Origin of the sequence: Actinophytocola sp. (genome assembly GCF_036378875.1) — a bacterium.
GTDB lineage: Bacteria > Actinomycetota > Actinomycetes > Mycobacteriales > Pseudonocardiaceae > Actinophytocola.
In genome coordinates, this window is the sequence record NZ_DASUVO010000056.1 from 1 (window position 1) to 15266 (window position 15266).

At 68.8% G+C, this 15266-nt stretch carries 16 protein-coding genes and 1 tRNA gene; 6 read left to right on the forward strand and 11 right to left on the reverse strand.

What is annotated here, in order from left to right; translation table 11 throughout:
* Positions 1-523: 523 nt before the first annotated feature.
* The 4 genes from VF106_RS16290 to VF106_RS16305 form a co-directional block, all read right to left on the reverse strand.
* Complete coding sequence (locus VF106_RS16290; RefSeq protein ID WP_330840560.1) at positions 524-1000, reverse strand: hypothetical protein; 477 nt, start codon at positions 998-1000, stop codon at positions 524-526.
* Positions 997-1764, reverse strand: coding sequence for a 2-keto-4-pentenoate hydratase (locus tag VF106_RS16295; protein ID WP_330840561.1), 768 nt, complete (start codon positions 1762-1764; stop codon positions 997-999). The genes VF106_RS16290 and VF106_RS16295 overlap by 4 nt, the downstream gene beginning before the upstream one ends.
* A gap of 68 nt (positions 1765-1832) precedes the next feature.
* Complete coding sequence (locus tag VF106_RS16300) at positions 1833-2267, reverse strand: RpiB/LacA/LacB family sugar-phosphate isomerase (protein ID WP_330840562.1); 435 nt, start codon at positions 2265-2267, stop codon at positions 1833-1835.
* 11 nt (positions 2268-2278) lie between these two features.
* Positions 2279-2767 carry a GNAT family N-acetyltransferase gene (locus VF106_RS16305; protein WP_330840563.1) on the reverse strand — a complete coding sequence of 163 codons (489 nt, stop codon included), beginning with the start codon at positions 2765-2767 and terminating at the stop codon, positions 2279-2281.
* A gap of 88 nt (positions 2768-2855) precedes the next feature.
* Here VF106_RS16305 and VF106_RS16310 point away from each other — a divergent pair, with 88 nt between their 5' ends.
* Positions 2856-3236 carry a subtilase-type protease inhibitor gene (locus VF106_RS16310; RefSeq protein WP_330840564.1) on the forward strand — a complete coding sequence of 127 codons (381 nt, stop codon included), beginning with the start codon at positions 2856-2858 and terminating at the stop codon, positions 3234-3236.
* An 11-nt stretch (positions 3237-3247) separates the two neighbouring features.
* Here VF106_RS16310 and VF106_RS16315 read toward each other — a convergent pair whose 3' ends face one another.
* Together VF106_RS16315 and VF106_RS16320 are read right to left on the reverse strand one after the other, a co-directional pair.
* On the reverse strand, positions 3248-3745 hold the full coding sequence (locus VF106_RS16315) for a metallophosphoesterase family protein (protein WP_330840565.1): 498 nt from the start codon (positions 3743-3745) through the stop codon (positions 3248-3250).
* A gap of 8 nt (positions 3746-3753) precedes the next feature.
* Entirely contained in the window at positions 3754-5028 is a 1275-nt protein-coding gene (locus VF106_RS16320; protein WP_330840566.1) for a cytochrome P450, read from the reverse strand.
* 237 nt (positions 5029-5265) lie between these two features.
* Between VF106_RS16320 and VF106_RS16325 the strand changes: the two genes are divergently transcribed.
* Positions 5266-6084, forward strand: a complete 819-nt coding sequence (locus VF106_RS16325) for a class I SAM-dependent methyltransferase (RefSeq protein WP_330840567.1) — start codon at positions 5266-5268, stop codon at positions 6082-6084.
* Between the two features lie 52 nt (positions 6085-6136).
* Here the strand turns inward: VF106_RS16325 and VF106_RS16330 are convergent, their stop codons facing one another.
* The 5 genes from VF106_RS16330 to VF106_RS16350 all read right to left on the reverse strand — a co-directional run bounded on the left by VF106_RS16330 (position 6137) and on the right by VF106_RS16350 (position 10115).
* A complete protein-coding gene (locus VF106_RS16330) occupies positions 6137-7327 on the reverse strand; it encodes an RNA polymerase sigma factor (protein WP_330840568.1) in 1191 nt (396 codons plus the stop codon).
* Positions 7324-7692, reverse strand: coding sequence for a YciI family protein (locus VF106_RS16335; protein ID WP_330840569.1), 369 nt, complete (start codon positions 7690-7692; stop codon positions 7324-7326). Before VF106_RS16335 ends, VF106_RS16330 begins: the two co-directional genes overlap by 4 nt.
* Positions 7693-7850: 158 nt before the next feature.
* A complete protein-coding gene (locus VF106_RS16340; protein ID WP_330840570.1) occupies positions 7851-8519 on the reverse strand; it encodes a peptidoglycan-binding protein in 669 nt (222 codons plus the stop codon).
* A 150-nt stretch (positions 8520-8669) separates the two neighbouring features.
* A tRNA-Thr gene (locus VF106_RS16345) sits at positions 8670-8742 on the reverse strand.
* Between the two features lie 35 nt (positions 8743-8777).
* The gene (locus VF106_RS16350; RefSeq protein WP_330840608.1) at positions 8778-10115 is read right to left on the reverse strand and encodes a threonine/serine exporter family protein; all 1338 of its coding nucleotides are present in this window, start codon (positions 10113-10115) and stop codon (positions 8778-8780) included.
* Between the two features lie 85 nt (positions 10116-10200).
* On the opposite strand from VF106_RS16350, the gene VF106_RS16355 reads away from it, so the two are divergent.
* The 4 genes from VF106_RS16355 (at position 10201) to otsB (ending at position 15225) form a co-directional block, all read left to right on the forward strand.
* The gene (locus VF106_RS16355) at positions 10201-10614 is read left to right on the forward strand and encodes an OsmC family protein (RefSeq protein ID WP_330840571.1); all 414 of its coding nucleotides are present in this window, start codon (positions 10201-10203) and stop codon (positions 10612-10614) included.
* Between the two features lie 56 nt (positions 10615-10670).
* The gene (locus VF106_RS16360) at positions 10671-11033 is read left to right on the forward strand and encodes a hypothetical protein (protein ID WP_330840572.1); all 363 of its coding nucleotides are present in this window, start codon (positions 10671-10673) and stop codon (positions 11031-11033) included.
* Positions 11034-11129: 96 nt separating this feature from the next.
* On the forward strand, positions 11130-12578 hold the full coding sequence (locus VF106_RS16365) for an alpha,alpha-trehalose-phosphate synthase (UDP-forming) (protein WP_330840573.1): 1449 nt from the start codon (positions 11130-11132) through the stop codon (positions 12576-12578).
* 118 nt (positions 12579-12696) lie between these two features.
* Positions 12697-15225 (forward strand): trehalose-phosphatase, encoded by a 2529-nt coding sequence (gene otsB, locus VF106_RS16370; RefSeq protein WP_330840574.1) that lies wholly within the window; start codon positions 12697-12699, stop codon positions 15223-15225.
* Positions 15226-15266 lie beyond the last annotated feature (41 nt).

The following is a 15266-nucleotide window of genomic DNA, read 5'->3' on the forward strand; positions in this document are numbered from 1 at the left end:
CGTGGTGCAGGGCTTCGCCAAAGTCTTGTTTCTCCGGCGAGTGATCTTGGTTGCGCCGCCCGGCGGTGGCCGATGTATCGAGGGTGCCCTTGAGGACGTTGACCGTCCTGAGAGTGCCCTTCAGGACATCCGGGAACCGACCCTGGCCGAGACGGTGCGCAGAAGGGGCCTTGCTCACGCTGGGCGTTAGGAAGGACGTCATCCTCGTACTCGGCTCCGCCCGCCCTGACGCGCCGCGAGAACCGCCGAGCAACACCCCTGCGGTGCTCGTCCCGAAGGGCGGGTTCGGGACAGCCTCATATCCGAACAAGCCGTTCATGATCAACGCCAACACAGATGGTTGCGTAGGCATCCCCCACCCAATACCCGGGGGGGCCACTCCGAGGCCATCGTACCAAGCGACACAGACAAAAGCCCTGGTCGCGGGGGCCTGTGGACAACTTTCGGTGGCGAGTGCGAGCGAATGGGACACTCGTGCACCTGAGACCGAGGGCCTTCAGGGCAGCGAGGAAACCATCGGACCCTAGCCGGAGAGCGGGGCTCCTGCCGGTGCCGTTTCCACCGCGGCTTCCACCGTGCCGATGCGGGCCACGCTTGCCACGAGCACGTCGCCCGCGTTGGTTTCCGCGACCGAGGCCAGTGGGGCGGCCACCACGATCTCTCCTGGGCGGAGCGGGTCGCCGGACGCGGCCAGTTCGTGTGCCAGAGCAGCGATCGAGGCCGCCGGGTGGCCGAGGCTTGCCGCACCAGCCGCGGTTGCCGCCACCTCGCCGCCCCGTTCGAGGACGACGCCCACGAGGCGCAGGTCGGTGGCCGGCAGTGGGACCGGGCTGCCGATCACGTGCCGGTCACCGGCCACCAGGGCCGGGCACACCGCCGTGGTCGCGGCCAGCACGTCCCACACTGTCGGGCCGCGCACCTCCGCGCCCAGGACGAACGCGATGGTCGCGGCCGCCGGGCCGGCCGGCAGTGTGCCGATGTTCAGGCGTGCCGCGCTCATTCGACCACCCGCACAGTCACCGCTCCCAACTCGTCGAACTCCGCGCGGAACACGTCGCCGGGCGTCATGGGGACGGCCGCGTGCAGTGCGCCGGTCATGATCAGGTGGCCGGGTTCCAGTGTGACACCCAGCTCGCCCAACGTGTTCGCCAGCCACGCCACCACCAGCAACGGATCACCGAGGGCGGCCGCGCCGGCGCCGGTGTCCACGATGGAACCGTTGCGGGTCAGGACCATGCCGACCATCTTCGGATCCACATCGGACAGTGGGACCAGCCTGCCCGAGGTCGCGACCGAGCCGTTCGAGGCCAGGTCCGCGACCGTGTCGGCCAGGCCGATTCGCCAGTCCTCGATGCGGGAGTCCACGATCTCGACCGCCGCCGCCACGCCTGCGACAGCGCGGGCGGCGTCCAGCAGGCTCACGCCCGGGCCGCGTAGGGGCTCGCTCAGCACGAAGCCGATCTCCGCCTCGAGCTTCGGCTGGATGAAGCGGCTCGCCGGGACCGCCGCGCCGGACGGGTACACCGTGGACTCCAGCACCGGGCCGTAGTCCGGGGAGTCCATGCCGATCAGCCGCTGCATGGGCTTGGACGTGAGACCGACCTTGTAGCCCACGATCCGGTCGCCGTCGGCCAGCAGCAGCTTCACCAGCTCCTGCTGGATCGCGTAGCCCTCCTCGGCGCCGAGGCCTGCGCCGAACGGCGGGATCGGGACGCGCGTGCGGCGCGCCTCGTACAGGGCCCTGGCCGTGACCTGCGGATCCATCTCACCTTCCCGGGTCGGGCGAGCAGTGATCACCCCATCGTTGTCGGCGCGCTCGCCGGGGGCAATGCTCAGATCTCGTCGACGTGGGTGATGTTCGCCCTGTCCGCCGGGTCGTCGCTTGGTTCACCGGCGAACCAGCCGTCCAGGATCTCGGTCAGCAGCGGGGCGCTGGTCAGGCGAAGCGACAGGGCCAGCACGTTCGCGTCGTTCCAACGGCGGGCGCCGCGGGCCGTCTCGGCGTCGGCACACAACGCCGCCCGCACGCCCGGCACCTTGTTCGCCGCGATCGACGCGCCCGTGCCCGTCCAACAGCAGACAATGGCCTGGTCTGCCTGGCCGTCCGCCACCGCGCGGGCGGCCGCCTCGCTCGCCCACGCCCAGTCGGGGCGTTCCTCGGGGTTGAGCGCACCGTGCAGCACCGGCTCGTGGCCGCGCGTGCGCAGCTCGTCCACGACGGCCTCTGCGACCCCCACCAACTCGTCAGCGGCGACAGCGATCCTCATACCGAATGAGGCTAGAGGGGGCGGAACATGATGTGCAGGCCCACGTAGCCCTTCGTCGCGTGGTTGAACCCCTCCGGCAGCGTGGCCACGATCTCGAAGCCCAGTGACTGCCAGAGCTTCACCGCCTGCGTGTTCGTCTCGACGACGGCGTTGAACTGCATGGCGCGGAAGCCGTCCGCCCGGGCCTGGTCGAGCACGTACTCGCCGAGTGCCCTGCCCACACCCTTGCCGCTGTGTTGCGGCGCGACCATGAAGCTCGCGTTGGCGATGTGCGCGGCGGGGCCGCGGTGGTTCGGGCCCATCTTCGCCGTGCCGAGAACCGTGTCGCCGTCGACCGCGACGAGTGTGCGGTTCGGTAGGGCCTCGGCCATCCAGATGGCGCGGGCCGACTCCTCCGTCTCGTCCCTCGCCCAGGTGTAGGTCTCCCCCGCACGCACGATGTCCCGCAGGAACGGCCAGATCTGTGGCCAGTCACTGGGGACGGCGTCCCTGATCTCCATGACTCGCAGGGTAGTCGGGGGTGACACGATCGGGCGTTACCGACGAGTTGGCTTCACTGCCACGGTTGAGCGGGTCCACTGTGGAGACATGATGTTCACCCGGCTCAGCGGGGTGCTGCTGGCCGTCGCGCTCCCATTCGCGGTAACCGGTGTGGCCAGCGCGCGCCCAGACACCGCGCTGACGCTCACGGTCGTCTCGTCCGAAGGGTGGGCGGCAGCCGTCCAGCTCTTCTGCGACCCACCCCGCGGCCCCCATCCGAACGCACGGCGTGCCTGCGCGGAAATCCATCTGGCACAAGGGGATTTCGATTCGCTGCCCGGTTCGCGGCCGATGATCTGCACCATGCAGTACGTCCCCGTGGTCGCGACCGCGGAGGGCACCTGGCGGGGCGTGCCCGTCGACTGGGAACGCGAGTTCGGCAACCCCTGCACGATGCGTAACGAGACCGGCAGGGTCTTCGCCTTCTGACCTCCCGACGGTCAGGTGACGGGGATGATCCGTGCGTCCAGGAGCTGACCGTCCTCGATGTCCAGTTCGCCGATCGTGCCGTGTGGCTGGCGGCGACGGTCCGTCGGAGAGCCGGGGTTGAAGATCCGGAGACCGGCGCCCGTGACGTCCATGGGGATGTGCGAGTGGCCGAACACGACCAGATCGACATCCGGGAAGCGCCTGCGCATGCGCGCCGGCCGGCCGTCGGCCTGACCGCTGTCGTGGATCATGCCGATCTTGAGCCCGGCCAGGTCCAGTTCGAGCATCTCCGGAGCACCCCACGCCACGACGTCCGGCCCGTCGTTGTTGCCCGCGACGACGTGGACCGGGGCGAACTCCGCCAGCTCGTCCAGCACACTCGGCACACAGACGTCACCGGCGTGCAGGATCACGTCGGCGTCCCTGAGGTGCTCCGCCACCGCCGGAGGACACGCCTTCCACCTGCGGGGCGCATGCGTGTCGGACAGCACGACGACTCTCAGTTTCACGAGACGCTCTAGTCCAGGAGGACCGGCAGGTCTTCCAGGCCGTAGACGATGGAGACCTTTCGGTAGGTGAGTTCCTCGGCCGGGGTTGCCAGTCGCATCTTCGGGAAGCGGCGGAGCAGGGCCGGGTAGGCCGCTCGGAGTTCCATGCGAGCCAGTTCGGCGCCGATACAGCGGTGTACGCCGTAGCCGAAGGCCAGATGGGACGTCGGGGTTCGGTGCGGGTCCACCTTTTCCAGGCCGGGACCGAGGACCGGGTCGCGGTCGGCGCCGGACAAGGAGACGATCACCACGTCGCCCTTGTTGATCCGCACGCCGCCGACCTCGGTGTCCTCGCGGGCGAACCGCGGGAAGGCGACCTGTACGACCGTGAGGTAGCGCAGGACCTCCTCCACGAAGCCGTGGACTGCGGAGTCGTCGTCGTGGATCAGCTTGAAGGTGTCCTCGTCCTGCAGCAGCACCAGCGCGCCGAGTGCCAGCATGCTGGCTGTCGTCTCGAAACCGCCGGTCAGGACTCCGTCTGCCAGGCCGGCCAGTTCCTGGTCGCTGACGTCGTCGCCGTGTTCCTTGATGATCATGCCGAGCAGGCCGTCGCCCGGTTCGGCACGTTGCTGCTTGACCACCTGGGTCAGGTAGGCCAGGGACTCCGAGATGGCGCCGAACGATGCCGTAGCGCCGCTGAACAGGTCGAAGCGGGCCATCGCCAGGCGCTGGAAGTCGTCGCGGTCGTCGTACGGGACGCCGAGCAGCTCGCAGATCACCAGGCTCGGGATCGGCAGACCGAAGTGTTTGACCAGGTCGACGGGGCCGTCGACCGCGGCCATCTCGTCGAGTTGCTGTTCGATGATCGCCTTGATGCCGGGCGTCAGTCGGGACAGCCTGCGCATCGTGAACTCGGGTGTCAGCAGCTTGCGCAGCTTGGTGTGCTCCGGCGGGTCCGCGAAACCGAGACCGCCGGGGCTGTGGCTGGCGGACGCACCGTGCTCGCCGACCAGGTTCGCGAAGTCGTTGCTGTAGCCCTTGACGTCACCGAGGACGGTCTTGGCTTCCTCGTACCCCGTGACGAGCCACACGTTCACCGCGAACGGGATGGGGAGCTTGCTGACCGGCGCCTGTTCGCGCAGCTCGCCGAGCTCCGGGATCGGGTCGAGACCGTCCCTCTTGAGCGGCATCAGTGCCTTGTCCGGCAGCAACGCCATCCTCGAAAGGTCGAACCCCTTCTTCGACGCACGGTTCAGGTACCAGCGTGCTGCCCAGGTCATGATCCTCGAACGCATGCTCACCATGACCGAACCCCCTTACTTGATTCGCGTCGCGAGAGTAGCCGCCCGCATCGCGGTGTGACCGGTACGGCCCCCACTGGTAAAGAGACCGTCACCTTGGGTTTTGGGTTGCTTGCCCACCGGTTTGACGCCATCGGCGACCGGTGTGAGAGGCAGCCCACTGTGAGCACGAGGAGTTGCGACGTCGTCACGTGTACTCTTTTCACAAGATTATGAAATTTGTGACGAACGGAGATGGTGATGGCCGGGGTCCGCTTCACCGAGGACCAGTCCACGAACCTCGCCACCCTTTACGGGCGTGCGATCGACGCCAGGGCCGAGCATCCCGTGCTCGGTGACCCGACCGCGGAGGACGCGGTCGCGCGAATCGACTACGACTTCACCAAGTTCAAGGTCAGAAAGGCGCACGCGTTCGGGATCGCCGCCCGGGGCAAGGTGTTCGACGCCGTGGTTCGGGACTTCATCGCGGCACACGAGGAGTGCACGGTCGTGCATCTCGGGGCCGGGATGGACGGTCGGGTGTTCCGAGTCGACCCACCCGCGACCGTTCGGTGGTTCGACATCGACTTTCCCGAGGTCATCGACCTGCGTCGGCAGGTATATCCCGAGCGGGCCAACACGACCATGATCGGTGCGTCCGTGACGGATCCCAGCTGGCTCGAGGACGTGCCCCGCGGCCGACCGGCGATCGTCGTCGCGGAAGGCCTCACCATGTACCTCGATCCCACCGACGGTCGCGAGCTCTTTCGCCGTGTCGTCGCGCACTTCTCGTCCGGAGAGGTGTTCTTCGACGCGTACAGCAAGCTCGGCGTCCGGTCACAGAAGACGAACGCGATCGTCCGGCGGGCGAAGGCCACCCTGCGCTGGGGGATCGACGACCCGACCGAGCTGGCGGAGGTCGGCTTGACGCCCGTGTCATGCCAGACCGCCGAGGCCTTCGTGCCGAAGGAGGACTGGCCGCGACTACCCGCGTTCCAGCGGACGGTCTACCGCGCGATGCTGCGGGTGCCGGTCCTGCGGAACATGGGGAAGTTGCTGCGGTACAGGTTCGGGTCATGAACACGACGGTATGCCCACGAAGCTGACGGCGGTATGCGGGAAACCTCAGGTTTTACCCTGAGGTTTTCCGCAGTAGGTACTCCCGCTCCGGCAGGCTGAACGTCCGCTTCGCCGCCCTTCGGTAGTGCTCCCTGGCCTGCTCGTGCTCGCCGGCCAGGTCCAGGAGGTGCGCGCGAACCGCGTCCAGCCGGTAGTGCCCCGCGATCCGCTTGTCCCCGTTCAGCGACCCCAGCAGTTCGAGGCCCGCCTTCGGCCCGTGGACCATGGCGGTGGCGATCGCGCGGTTCAGGGTCACCATCGGGTTCGGGGCCATGCGGTCCAGCAGCTTGTACAGGACCAGGATCTGCGGCCAGTCCGTCTGCTCCGTGCTCGGCGCCTCGTCGTGGATGGCGGCGATCGCGGCCTGCAGCTGGTACGGCCCCGGAGGGGACACCGCGAGAGCGTGGCTGACCAGCGCCACGCCTTCCTCGATCCGGCCACGGTCCCAACGCGAGCGGTCCTGTTCGGCGAGCGGCACCAGCGCACCGTCCGATGTGGTGCGGGTGGCCCGGCGGGCATCGGTGAGCAGCATCAACGCGAGCAGGCCGGTGACCTCGCCGTCGTCAGGACGCAGTGCGTGGACCTCGCGGGTCAGGCGGATCGCCTCCGCGGTCAGCTCGACCCGCTGCAGGTCGGGGCCCGAGGTGGTGTTGTAGCCCTCGTTGAAGATCAGGTACAGCACGTGCAGCACGGCCGGCAGCCGCTCCGGGCCGTCGGGGAAGCCGAGCCCCTTGATCTTCTGCTTCCCTCGGCTGATCCGTTGGGCCATCGTGGACTCCGGCACCAGGAACGCGTTCGCGATCTCCGCCGTGGTCAGGCCGCCGACGGCCCGCAGCGTCAGCGCGACCTGTGACGGTTCGGACAGCTCCGGGTGGCAGCACAGGAACAGCAGCTTCAGCGTGTCGTCGACGTGCCTGCTCAGGTCCTCGTCTGGCGACGGCTCGGTCGCCACCGTCAGCTCGCGCTGGCGGCGGGCCGCCTCGCTGCGCCACTGGTCGGTCAGCCGGCGGCCCGCGACGGTGACCAGCCAGCCCGCGGGTTCGTTCGGCACGCCCTGTTCCGGCCACTGGACCGACGCCGCGAGGAGCGCCTCCTGGACGGCGTCCTCGCAGGCGTCGAACTGCCCGTGCCGGCGGACGAGCGTGCCGAGGACCCGCGGCGCCAGCCGGCGCAGCAGGTCCTCGATCTCGCTAGCTCCGCTCACAGATCGGCGCCCGCCGAGAACATCACTGGACGGATCTCGATGGACAGGCCCTTGATCTTGGCGTCCGGGATGAGCTTGGCGAGCTCGACCGCCCGCTCCTGGCTCTCGCAGTCGATCAGGTAGAAGCCGCCCATGAACTCCTTGGCCTCGAGGAACGGGCCATCGGTCACGGCCGGGGCACCGCCGGTGCCGCGGACGACCTTCGTGTTGGCCGGGTCGGCGAGTGCCTGTGTGAGGATGAACTCGCCGGAGTCCTGAATGGACTTCATGAAGTCCCCGTGCCCGTTCCCGACCTCGTTGCGCTCCTCCTCGGTGAGCGCGTCGAGAACGGCGGGGTTGACCTGCATGATCAGGAGGTACTTCATGGTGTTGCTCCTCGTGTCGAGCACCCGTCCGGGCGCGGTTCGACAGGGAGTCGGAGCCGCCGGACGGGTTCTCGACATCTGCCGGCAAGAAATCTAGGCGAACATGCGACGGGTCTGGGAGGGCGCGTGCTCTCCCAGACCCGTTCGTGGTGTGTCGCTCAGCAGCCCCAGTTGCCGGAGACCGCGATGACCGTGTCCATCGCACGGACCGTCTTCGGGCCGACAATTCCGCTGGCCTTGATTCCGGCACGCTTCTGGAAATCGCGCACGATCTTCTGCAGTTCCGGGCCATAGACGTCGCCGGAATTCGTTGGCATCTCGGTCAGGTACGGGTGAATTCGGAAGAGCATGTGGGTGAGCATGGAAACCTTCATCTCGTTTCGCTCACCAGGCCGCAGGGAGAAGACCTCGATCGAGCCAGGGGCCCCGCCCGTGCTCGACGGTGGCTTCGTTGCGACGAGCGCGTGCCAGGTCTTCGGGCCGACGATGCCGCTGTCCTTGATGTGGTTCTTGCGCTGGAAGTCCTTGACCGCACGCAGCGTCTCGCTCGCGTAGGTGCCGGTCCCCCGCAGGTAGGTGTAGCCCTCCGTGCGCAGCGCGAGCTGGAGCGCGAGCACGTGCTTGCCCTTGTCGCCGTGTCTGACCTGCGGCAGGCTGGCGGCGAGCGCGGCGGAGGGGGTCTGTGCGTCGTACGCGCACGCGACGGCGGTCTCCGGTGCCGCGAAGTTGACGGCGACGGTCATTCCGCCGGTGAAAATCGCGAGCACGGCAGCAGAAAGCAAAAGCTTCTTCATGGTTTTTCTATCTCCCCAGTTTAAGATCCGCACCGGATCCTTTCGACAGAAGAGACGGGCACCGATGGACCAGGTTGGTCACGAGCCAGTAACGAAAATCGGGGGAATGGGGAGCGGTTCGCCAAAGATTGGCGCGAACACGAGAGGCGAGCGCTCTCCGCGAGCACTCGCCTCCGATGCGTGAGCCGGCAAGGGGACTCGAACCCCAAACCTGCTGTTTACAAGACAGCTGCTCTGCCAATTGAGCTATGCCGGCATGCCCCGCAGGGCCGACCTCATCCTAGAGCACGGTCACTCGAGGCGACGCCGAGTCGGTCGCAGGGGGCCGGCCAGGCGTGGGCCGGACAGGCGGCGCTCCAGGCGGCCGAGGCCGTGGCGGACCGGTTGTGCCAGGTACTCGCCCAGCACCACGCCTGCGGCGAGGGCCAGCGCGACTGACGTGGCCACCATCAGTGTCGACAGTCCCGTGTACCTGCGTTCCACGGCCAGTTCGAACAGCGCGCGGTAAATGGTCAGGCCCGGCAGCAGCGGCACCATCCCGCACACCGCGATGACCAGGGGCGGGATGGCGAGCCTGCGGGAGATCACCCCGCCGGCGAAGCCGATCACGGTCGCCGCCACCGCCGAGGCCGTTGTCTGTCCGATGCCGGCCAGTACGAGCGCGCTGAACCCGGCCGCGCCGACGCCGCCCGCGATGCCGGCCACCACCACGGACCGGGGTGTCGCGTAGCTCGCCAGTGCGAAGCACGCCGCCGCAGCCGCGCCAGCAGCCGTTTGCAGCGGTAATCGCAGCAGTGACGAGGACAGTTGGACGGCCGGCACCGACGGCAGGCCGAGCTTGACCCCGATGTTCAGTGCCAGGACCACGCCCGCGATGAGGCCCGCGGTCATCAGCGACACCTCGACGATGCGGCCCGCCGCCGTGACGTTGTAGCCGGTGATGGCGTCCTGGACGAGCGACACGAACGACAGGCCGGACAGCAGCACGGTGATCGCGGCCGCCACCATGGTCGTCGGTGTGATCGACGATGGCAGGACGCCCGATCCGACGATCGCCACCGCGCAGCCCGTGGCCAGCGCGCCGCCGACAGCCTGTTGGAAGAAGAACGGCAGTGCTCTGCGGTTGAGCAGCCGGCCGACCCGGTCGATGAGTGCGGTGATCAACGCCGCGGACACCGCGACCAGTGCGTCGCCCCCGATGAGGACGGCGACCGCCGCGGCCATGCCGGCGTAGGCGAGGGTGGCGAACCAGCGCGGGTACGGGTGCGGCGCGTTCGTGATCCGGTCCAGTTCGGCGTGCGCGTCGTGTGCGGTGACCCGGTTCCGGGTGATGGTCCGGACCAGACGCTCCACCAGCGCAAGGCGGGTGTAGTCGAGACCGCGCGAGCGGACCACCCGCACGGCGGTCACGGGCGGCAGGTCGACACCGCGCTGGCAGGTGACCGTGATCGAGGTGAAGATCACATCCACCTCGCAGTGCGGCATGCCGTAGGCGCCGGCGACCGCGATGATCGTGGCGGTCACGTCGGAGGCGCCGGCGCCGGAGGCCATCTGGACCTCGCCGATCCGCAACGCGAGGTCGAGGACGAAGTGGACGGTCGACTCCGCCGGCAGCGCCGGCCCCTGCATTCCTTGCGTCGGCGGGTCGAGACGCTCCCACCGTTCCCGTTTGCGCCACACGGACCCGAAGCTAACCCGGGGCTACCGTGGCGGCATGACGGACTCCTCGAGGTCGGTGAAGATCGACCGCGTGTCGGCTGGCAGGTACGTGGTGAGCAACGAGCGGGGTGGCACGCTGCCGGTCGGCGGTGACGACTTCACCCCGGTCGAACTGCTCCTCGCCGCGATCGGCACCTGCACGGCCATCGACACGGACACGGTGACCAGCAGGCGCGCCGAGCCGACCGGGTTCACGATCACGGTGAGCGGCGACAAGGTGTCGGACAAGGAAAACGGAAACCGGATGACGAACCTGTCGGTGACCTTCGACGTGACGTTCCCCGAGGGCCCGGCCGGCGACGAGGCACGGACGCTGCTGCCGAGGACCGTGAAGCTCTCCCATGACCGGCTGTGCACGGTGAGTCGCACAGTGGAGCTGGGAACGCCGGTAAATACAACTATCGCGTGAAACTGCGTGTGAAACTTCGTTCCGGCGGGTGACGCGCGTGCTTAGCGTTAGCGCTTATGACCGGCACGAAGGTGCTCAAACCACTGGCGGCCTCGTTCGCCCTCACGAAGTCGGCGGGCGGGCTGACCGTGTACTGGAGCGGCGAGTGGCGCGACAGGCACGGGCTGTCTCCGGTCTTCGTGAACCTGCTCGCGCCACGGCTCGCCTCGCGCGCCGTGGCGCGGTTCGAGTTCAAGCACCGCAACGAGAACGGCTACGAGACCACCCGCTCCGAGGTGATCGCCAGCACGGCCGGGTACGAGCCGGCCACGCACGTGGAAATCGAGACCGCCCGCCCGCTGTGGGCGGTCCGGGTGATCTTCCGCCGGGACGACGCACCCGGCTGGTGCACCAAGTGGATCTACAATCCGTACTTCTGACGTAATGCGTGTGTTACCACGCACTTCTCGTCACCCATGCCCGCAAGTTGTTGACTAGTCTCAGAAGCCGACTCGTATCGAGGAGGCACGCTCGGCGTGAGCACCGAGATCAGCAACAGCGGCGGGGCAGACTTCATCGTGGTGGCCAACCGGCTACCGGTCGATCTGGAGCGGCTGCCCGACGGCACGGAGCGCTGGAAGCACAGCCCCGGCGGGCTCGTCAGCGCGCTCGCACCGTTCCTCCAACGCAACAGCGGCGCGTGGGTCGGCTGGCCCGGCGTCGCCGACGTCGAGGTGGACAAGTTCGCCGAGGACGGCATCTGGTTACACCCGGTCAGCCTGACCGCCGACGAGGTCCGGCTCTACTACGAGGGTTTCTCCAACGGCACGCTCTGGCCGCTCTACCACGACGTCGTCGCGCCGCCGGTGTTCGACCGCGCATGGTGGAACTCGTACGTCAAGGTCAACAAGCGGTTCGCCGACGCGGTCGCCACGATCGCGGCCGACGGTGCGGTCGTGTGGGTGCAGGACTACCAGCTGCAACTAGTGCCGGCGATGCTCCGGGAGCAGCGCCCCGACCTGCGCATCGGTTTCTTCCTCCACATCCCGTTCCCGCCGACCGAGCTGTTCATGCAGCTGCCGTGGCGCGCGGAGATCATCCGCGGGCTGCTCGGCGCGGACCTCGTCGGCTTCCACCGGCCCGGCGGCGCGCAGAACTACCTGTGGCTGGCGCGCCGGCTGATCGGTCTCGAGCCGAGCCGCGGCGCGGTCGGCGTCCGGACCAGGCCGGGTGTGGTGCAGGTCGGCGACCGCAGTGTCCGGGTCGGCGCGTTCCCCATCTCGATCGAAGCCAGTGGTCTGGACAGCATGGCCCGCAGCCGGGAGGTCACCCAGCGGGCCAGGCAGATCCGTGCCGACCTCGGCAACCCACGCAAGATCATCCTGGGCGTCGACCGGCTGGACTACACCAAGGGCATCGACGTCCGCCTGTACGCGCTGCAGGAGCTGCTGACGGAGGGCCGGATCGACCCGACCGAGGTCGTGATGGTGCAGCTCGCCACGCCGAGCCGCGAACGGGTCGAGCACTACCAGCGGATGCGGGCCGACATCGAGCAGGTCGTGAGCCGCATCAACGGCGAGTTCGGCCGGGTCGGCCACCCCGTCGTCCATTATCTGCACCAGTCGGTCGACCGGAAGGAACTCTCCGCGTTCTTCTCGGCCGCGGACGTCATGCTCGTCACACCGGTCCGGGACGGCATGAACCTCGTCTGCAAGGAGTACGTGGCATGCCGGCACGATCTCGGTGGCGCACTGGTCCTGTCCGAGTTCGCGGGCGCGGCCGCGGAGCTGACCAGCGCGTTCCTGGTCAACCCGCACGACCTCGACGGCGTCAAGAACGCCATGCAGGCCGCTCTGGAGGTGGATCCCGCCGAGGGCAGGCGACGGATGCGTGCGCTTCGCCGCCAGGTGCTCACACACGATGTCGATCGTTGGGCCAGGTCCTTCCTGGACGCCCTGCAGCCCCAAGCGGAGCAAGTGACCTGAGAAGGCCACGCGGACTCCAGCTCCTTCACGGACGCTACAGTTCGGCTCTGCCACGGTGTGCCAGCCTTGGAAAGCCGCACACAACCCCGCTGCCAGAGAGTCGAAGACGACCGTGACCATGACCGCTGAGGCGCTGCCCGCTGAGCTGCGCAGGGCCATCGTCCAGATCGCGCGCACCCCGCGTCTCCTGGTTGCCTGCGACTACGACGGCACGCTCGCGCCGATCGTAGAGAACCCGGACCAGGCTCGCCCGATGACCGAGTCGGTCGGGGCGCTGCGTTCACTTGCCGCACTGCACGAGACCACCACCGCCGTGATCTCCGGGCGCGCCCTGCGCGACCTGGCGACCCTGTCCCGGTTGCCCGCCGAGGTGCACCTGGTCGGGAGCCACGGCTCGGAGTTCGACATCGGCTTCGTGCACGCCCTGGACGCGCAGGCCCGAGATCTGCACCGCCGTCTGGAGTCGGCGCTGGAGGAGATCACCTCGGACACCGTCGGTGTCCAGCTGGAGATCAAACCGGCCAGCATCGCCGTCCACACCCGCCGAGCCGAACCCGACGTCGCGGAACGCGTCAACGACGCCGTCCGCTCGGGGCCCTGCACCTGGGATGGGGTGCAGGTCACCGAGGGCAAGGCGGTCATCGAGCTGGCCGTGGTGCAGACCGACAAGGGGCACGCGCTCGACACGCTGCGCCACAACGTCGGCGCGACCGCCGCGGTGTTCATCGGCGACGACGTCACCGACGAGAAGGCCTTCGCCCGCCTGTCCGGCCCGGACCTGGGGGTCAAGGTCGGCGACGGCGAGACCCTCGCGGGCTTCCGCGTCGCCGAACCCGTCCAGGTCGGCATGGTGCTGGCGTTCCTGCTGGAGGAGCGCCGCAACTGGCTGTACGGCGAGCAGGCCCCGCCGATCGAGCGGTTAACCATGCTGGCGAGCGAACGGTCGGTCGCGCTGCTGACCCCGGACGCCCGCCTGACCTGGCTCTGCCACCCCGAGCCGGACTCGGCCGCCGTCTTCGCCGACCTGCTCGGCGGCCCGTCCGCCGGGAACTTCTCGATCACGCCGGAACGCGGTGGTCTGCCGCTCGGGCAGCGCTACCTGCCGGGCACCATGACCGTCGAGACGCGCTGGTCGGGCCTGCTGGTCACCGACTACCTCGACCACTACAGCACCCAGCACCGCACCGACCTGGTCCGGGTGATCTCGGGCACCGCGCCCGCCGTGGTCGAGTTCGCGCCGCGCCCGGAGTTCGCGCAGGTCCAGGTCCGCCTGGTGGCGTCGGCGGAAGGGCTGCGGGTGCACGGCACCTCCGACCCGGTGACGTTGCGTGCCCCCGGCGTCGAGTGGGAGATCACCTCCGACGGCATGCACGACACGGCACGCGCGGTCATCTGCCCGACGCCGGACGCGCCGATCGTGCTGGAGCTGCGGTGCGGCACCAACTCGCTCGACGCCCACGAGCTGTCGGAACCGGAGCGCGCCGCGCGCGCGGCCCGGTACTGGACCGAGTGGCTCGACGGCCTCATGCTGCCGGCAGTCGAGAAGGAGCTGGTCGCGCGGTCCGCGCTGACGCTGCGCGGCCTGTGCCACAGTGAGACCGGCGCGATCATGGCCGCGGCCACGACGTCGCTGCCGGAGGAGATCGGCGGCATCCGCAACTGGGACTACCGCTACTGCTGGCTGCGGGACGGCGCGATGACCGCGAAGTCGCTGGTCTCCGTCGGCTCGATCGTCGAGGCGGAGAAGTTCCTCGGCTGGCTGCACGGCGTGCTGACCACGCTGCCCGGCCCCGAGCTGCTGCACCCGCTGTACACGATCCACGGCACCACGCTGCCCGCCGAGGCCGTGATCGACACCCTGCCCGGGTACGCCGGCTCGCGTCCGGTGCGTGTCGGCAACCTGGCGAACCAGCAGGTCCAGCTGGACGTGTTCGGGCCGGTCGTCGACCTCGTCGCCGCCCTGTCCGAGGCACGCGGCAAGCTCACCGACGACGACTGGCGGATGGTGTGCGCGATGGCCGAGGCCGTGGCGCGCCGCTGGCACGAGCCGGACCACGGCATCTGGGAGGAGCGGCACCGGCCACGCCACCACGTGTACTCGAAGGTCATGTGCTGGCTCACGATCGACCGCGCGATCAAGCTCGCCGAGCAGTACGGCCGGGAGATCGAGTCGTCGTGGCCCGAGCTGCGGGACACCATCGCGGCGGACGTGCTGACCAAGGGCTGGAACGACGAGGTCCAGTCGTACACCACCGCCTACGACGGCACCGACCTGGACGCGGCCACCCTGCTGATCGGCATGGTCGGCCTGCTCGACCCCAGCGACGAGCGGTTCCAGAAGACGGTGACCGCGACCGAGGCGGAGCTGCGCAGCGGGTCGACCGTGTACCGCTACCACCGCGACGACGGCCTGCCCGGCGACGAGGGCGGCTTCCACCTGTGCGCGGCCTGGATGATCGAGGCGTACCTGCTGACCGGCCGGCGCACCGAGGCGGAGGACCTGTTCGCGCAGATCGTCGACGCCGCGGGCCCGACCGGGTTGCTGCCGGAGGAGTACGACCCGATCGCCGAACGGTCGCTGGGCAACCACCCTCAGGCGTACTCACACCTCGGCCTGATCAGGTGCGCTCAGCTGCTTTCCAGGTGAAACGCTTGAATGCCTCCCCAGCCATGAATGAGGCATTCCGG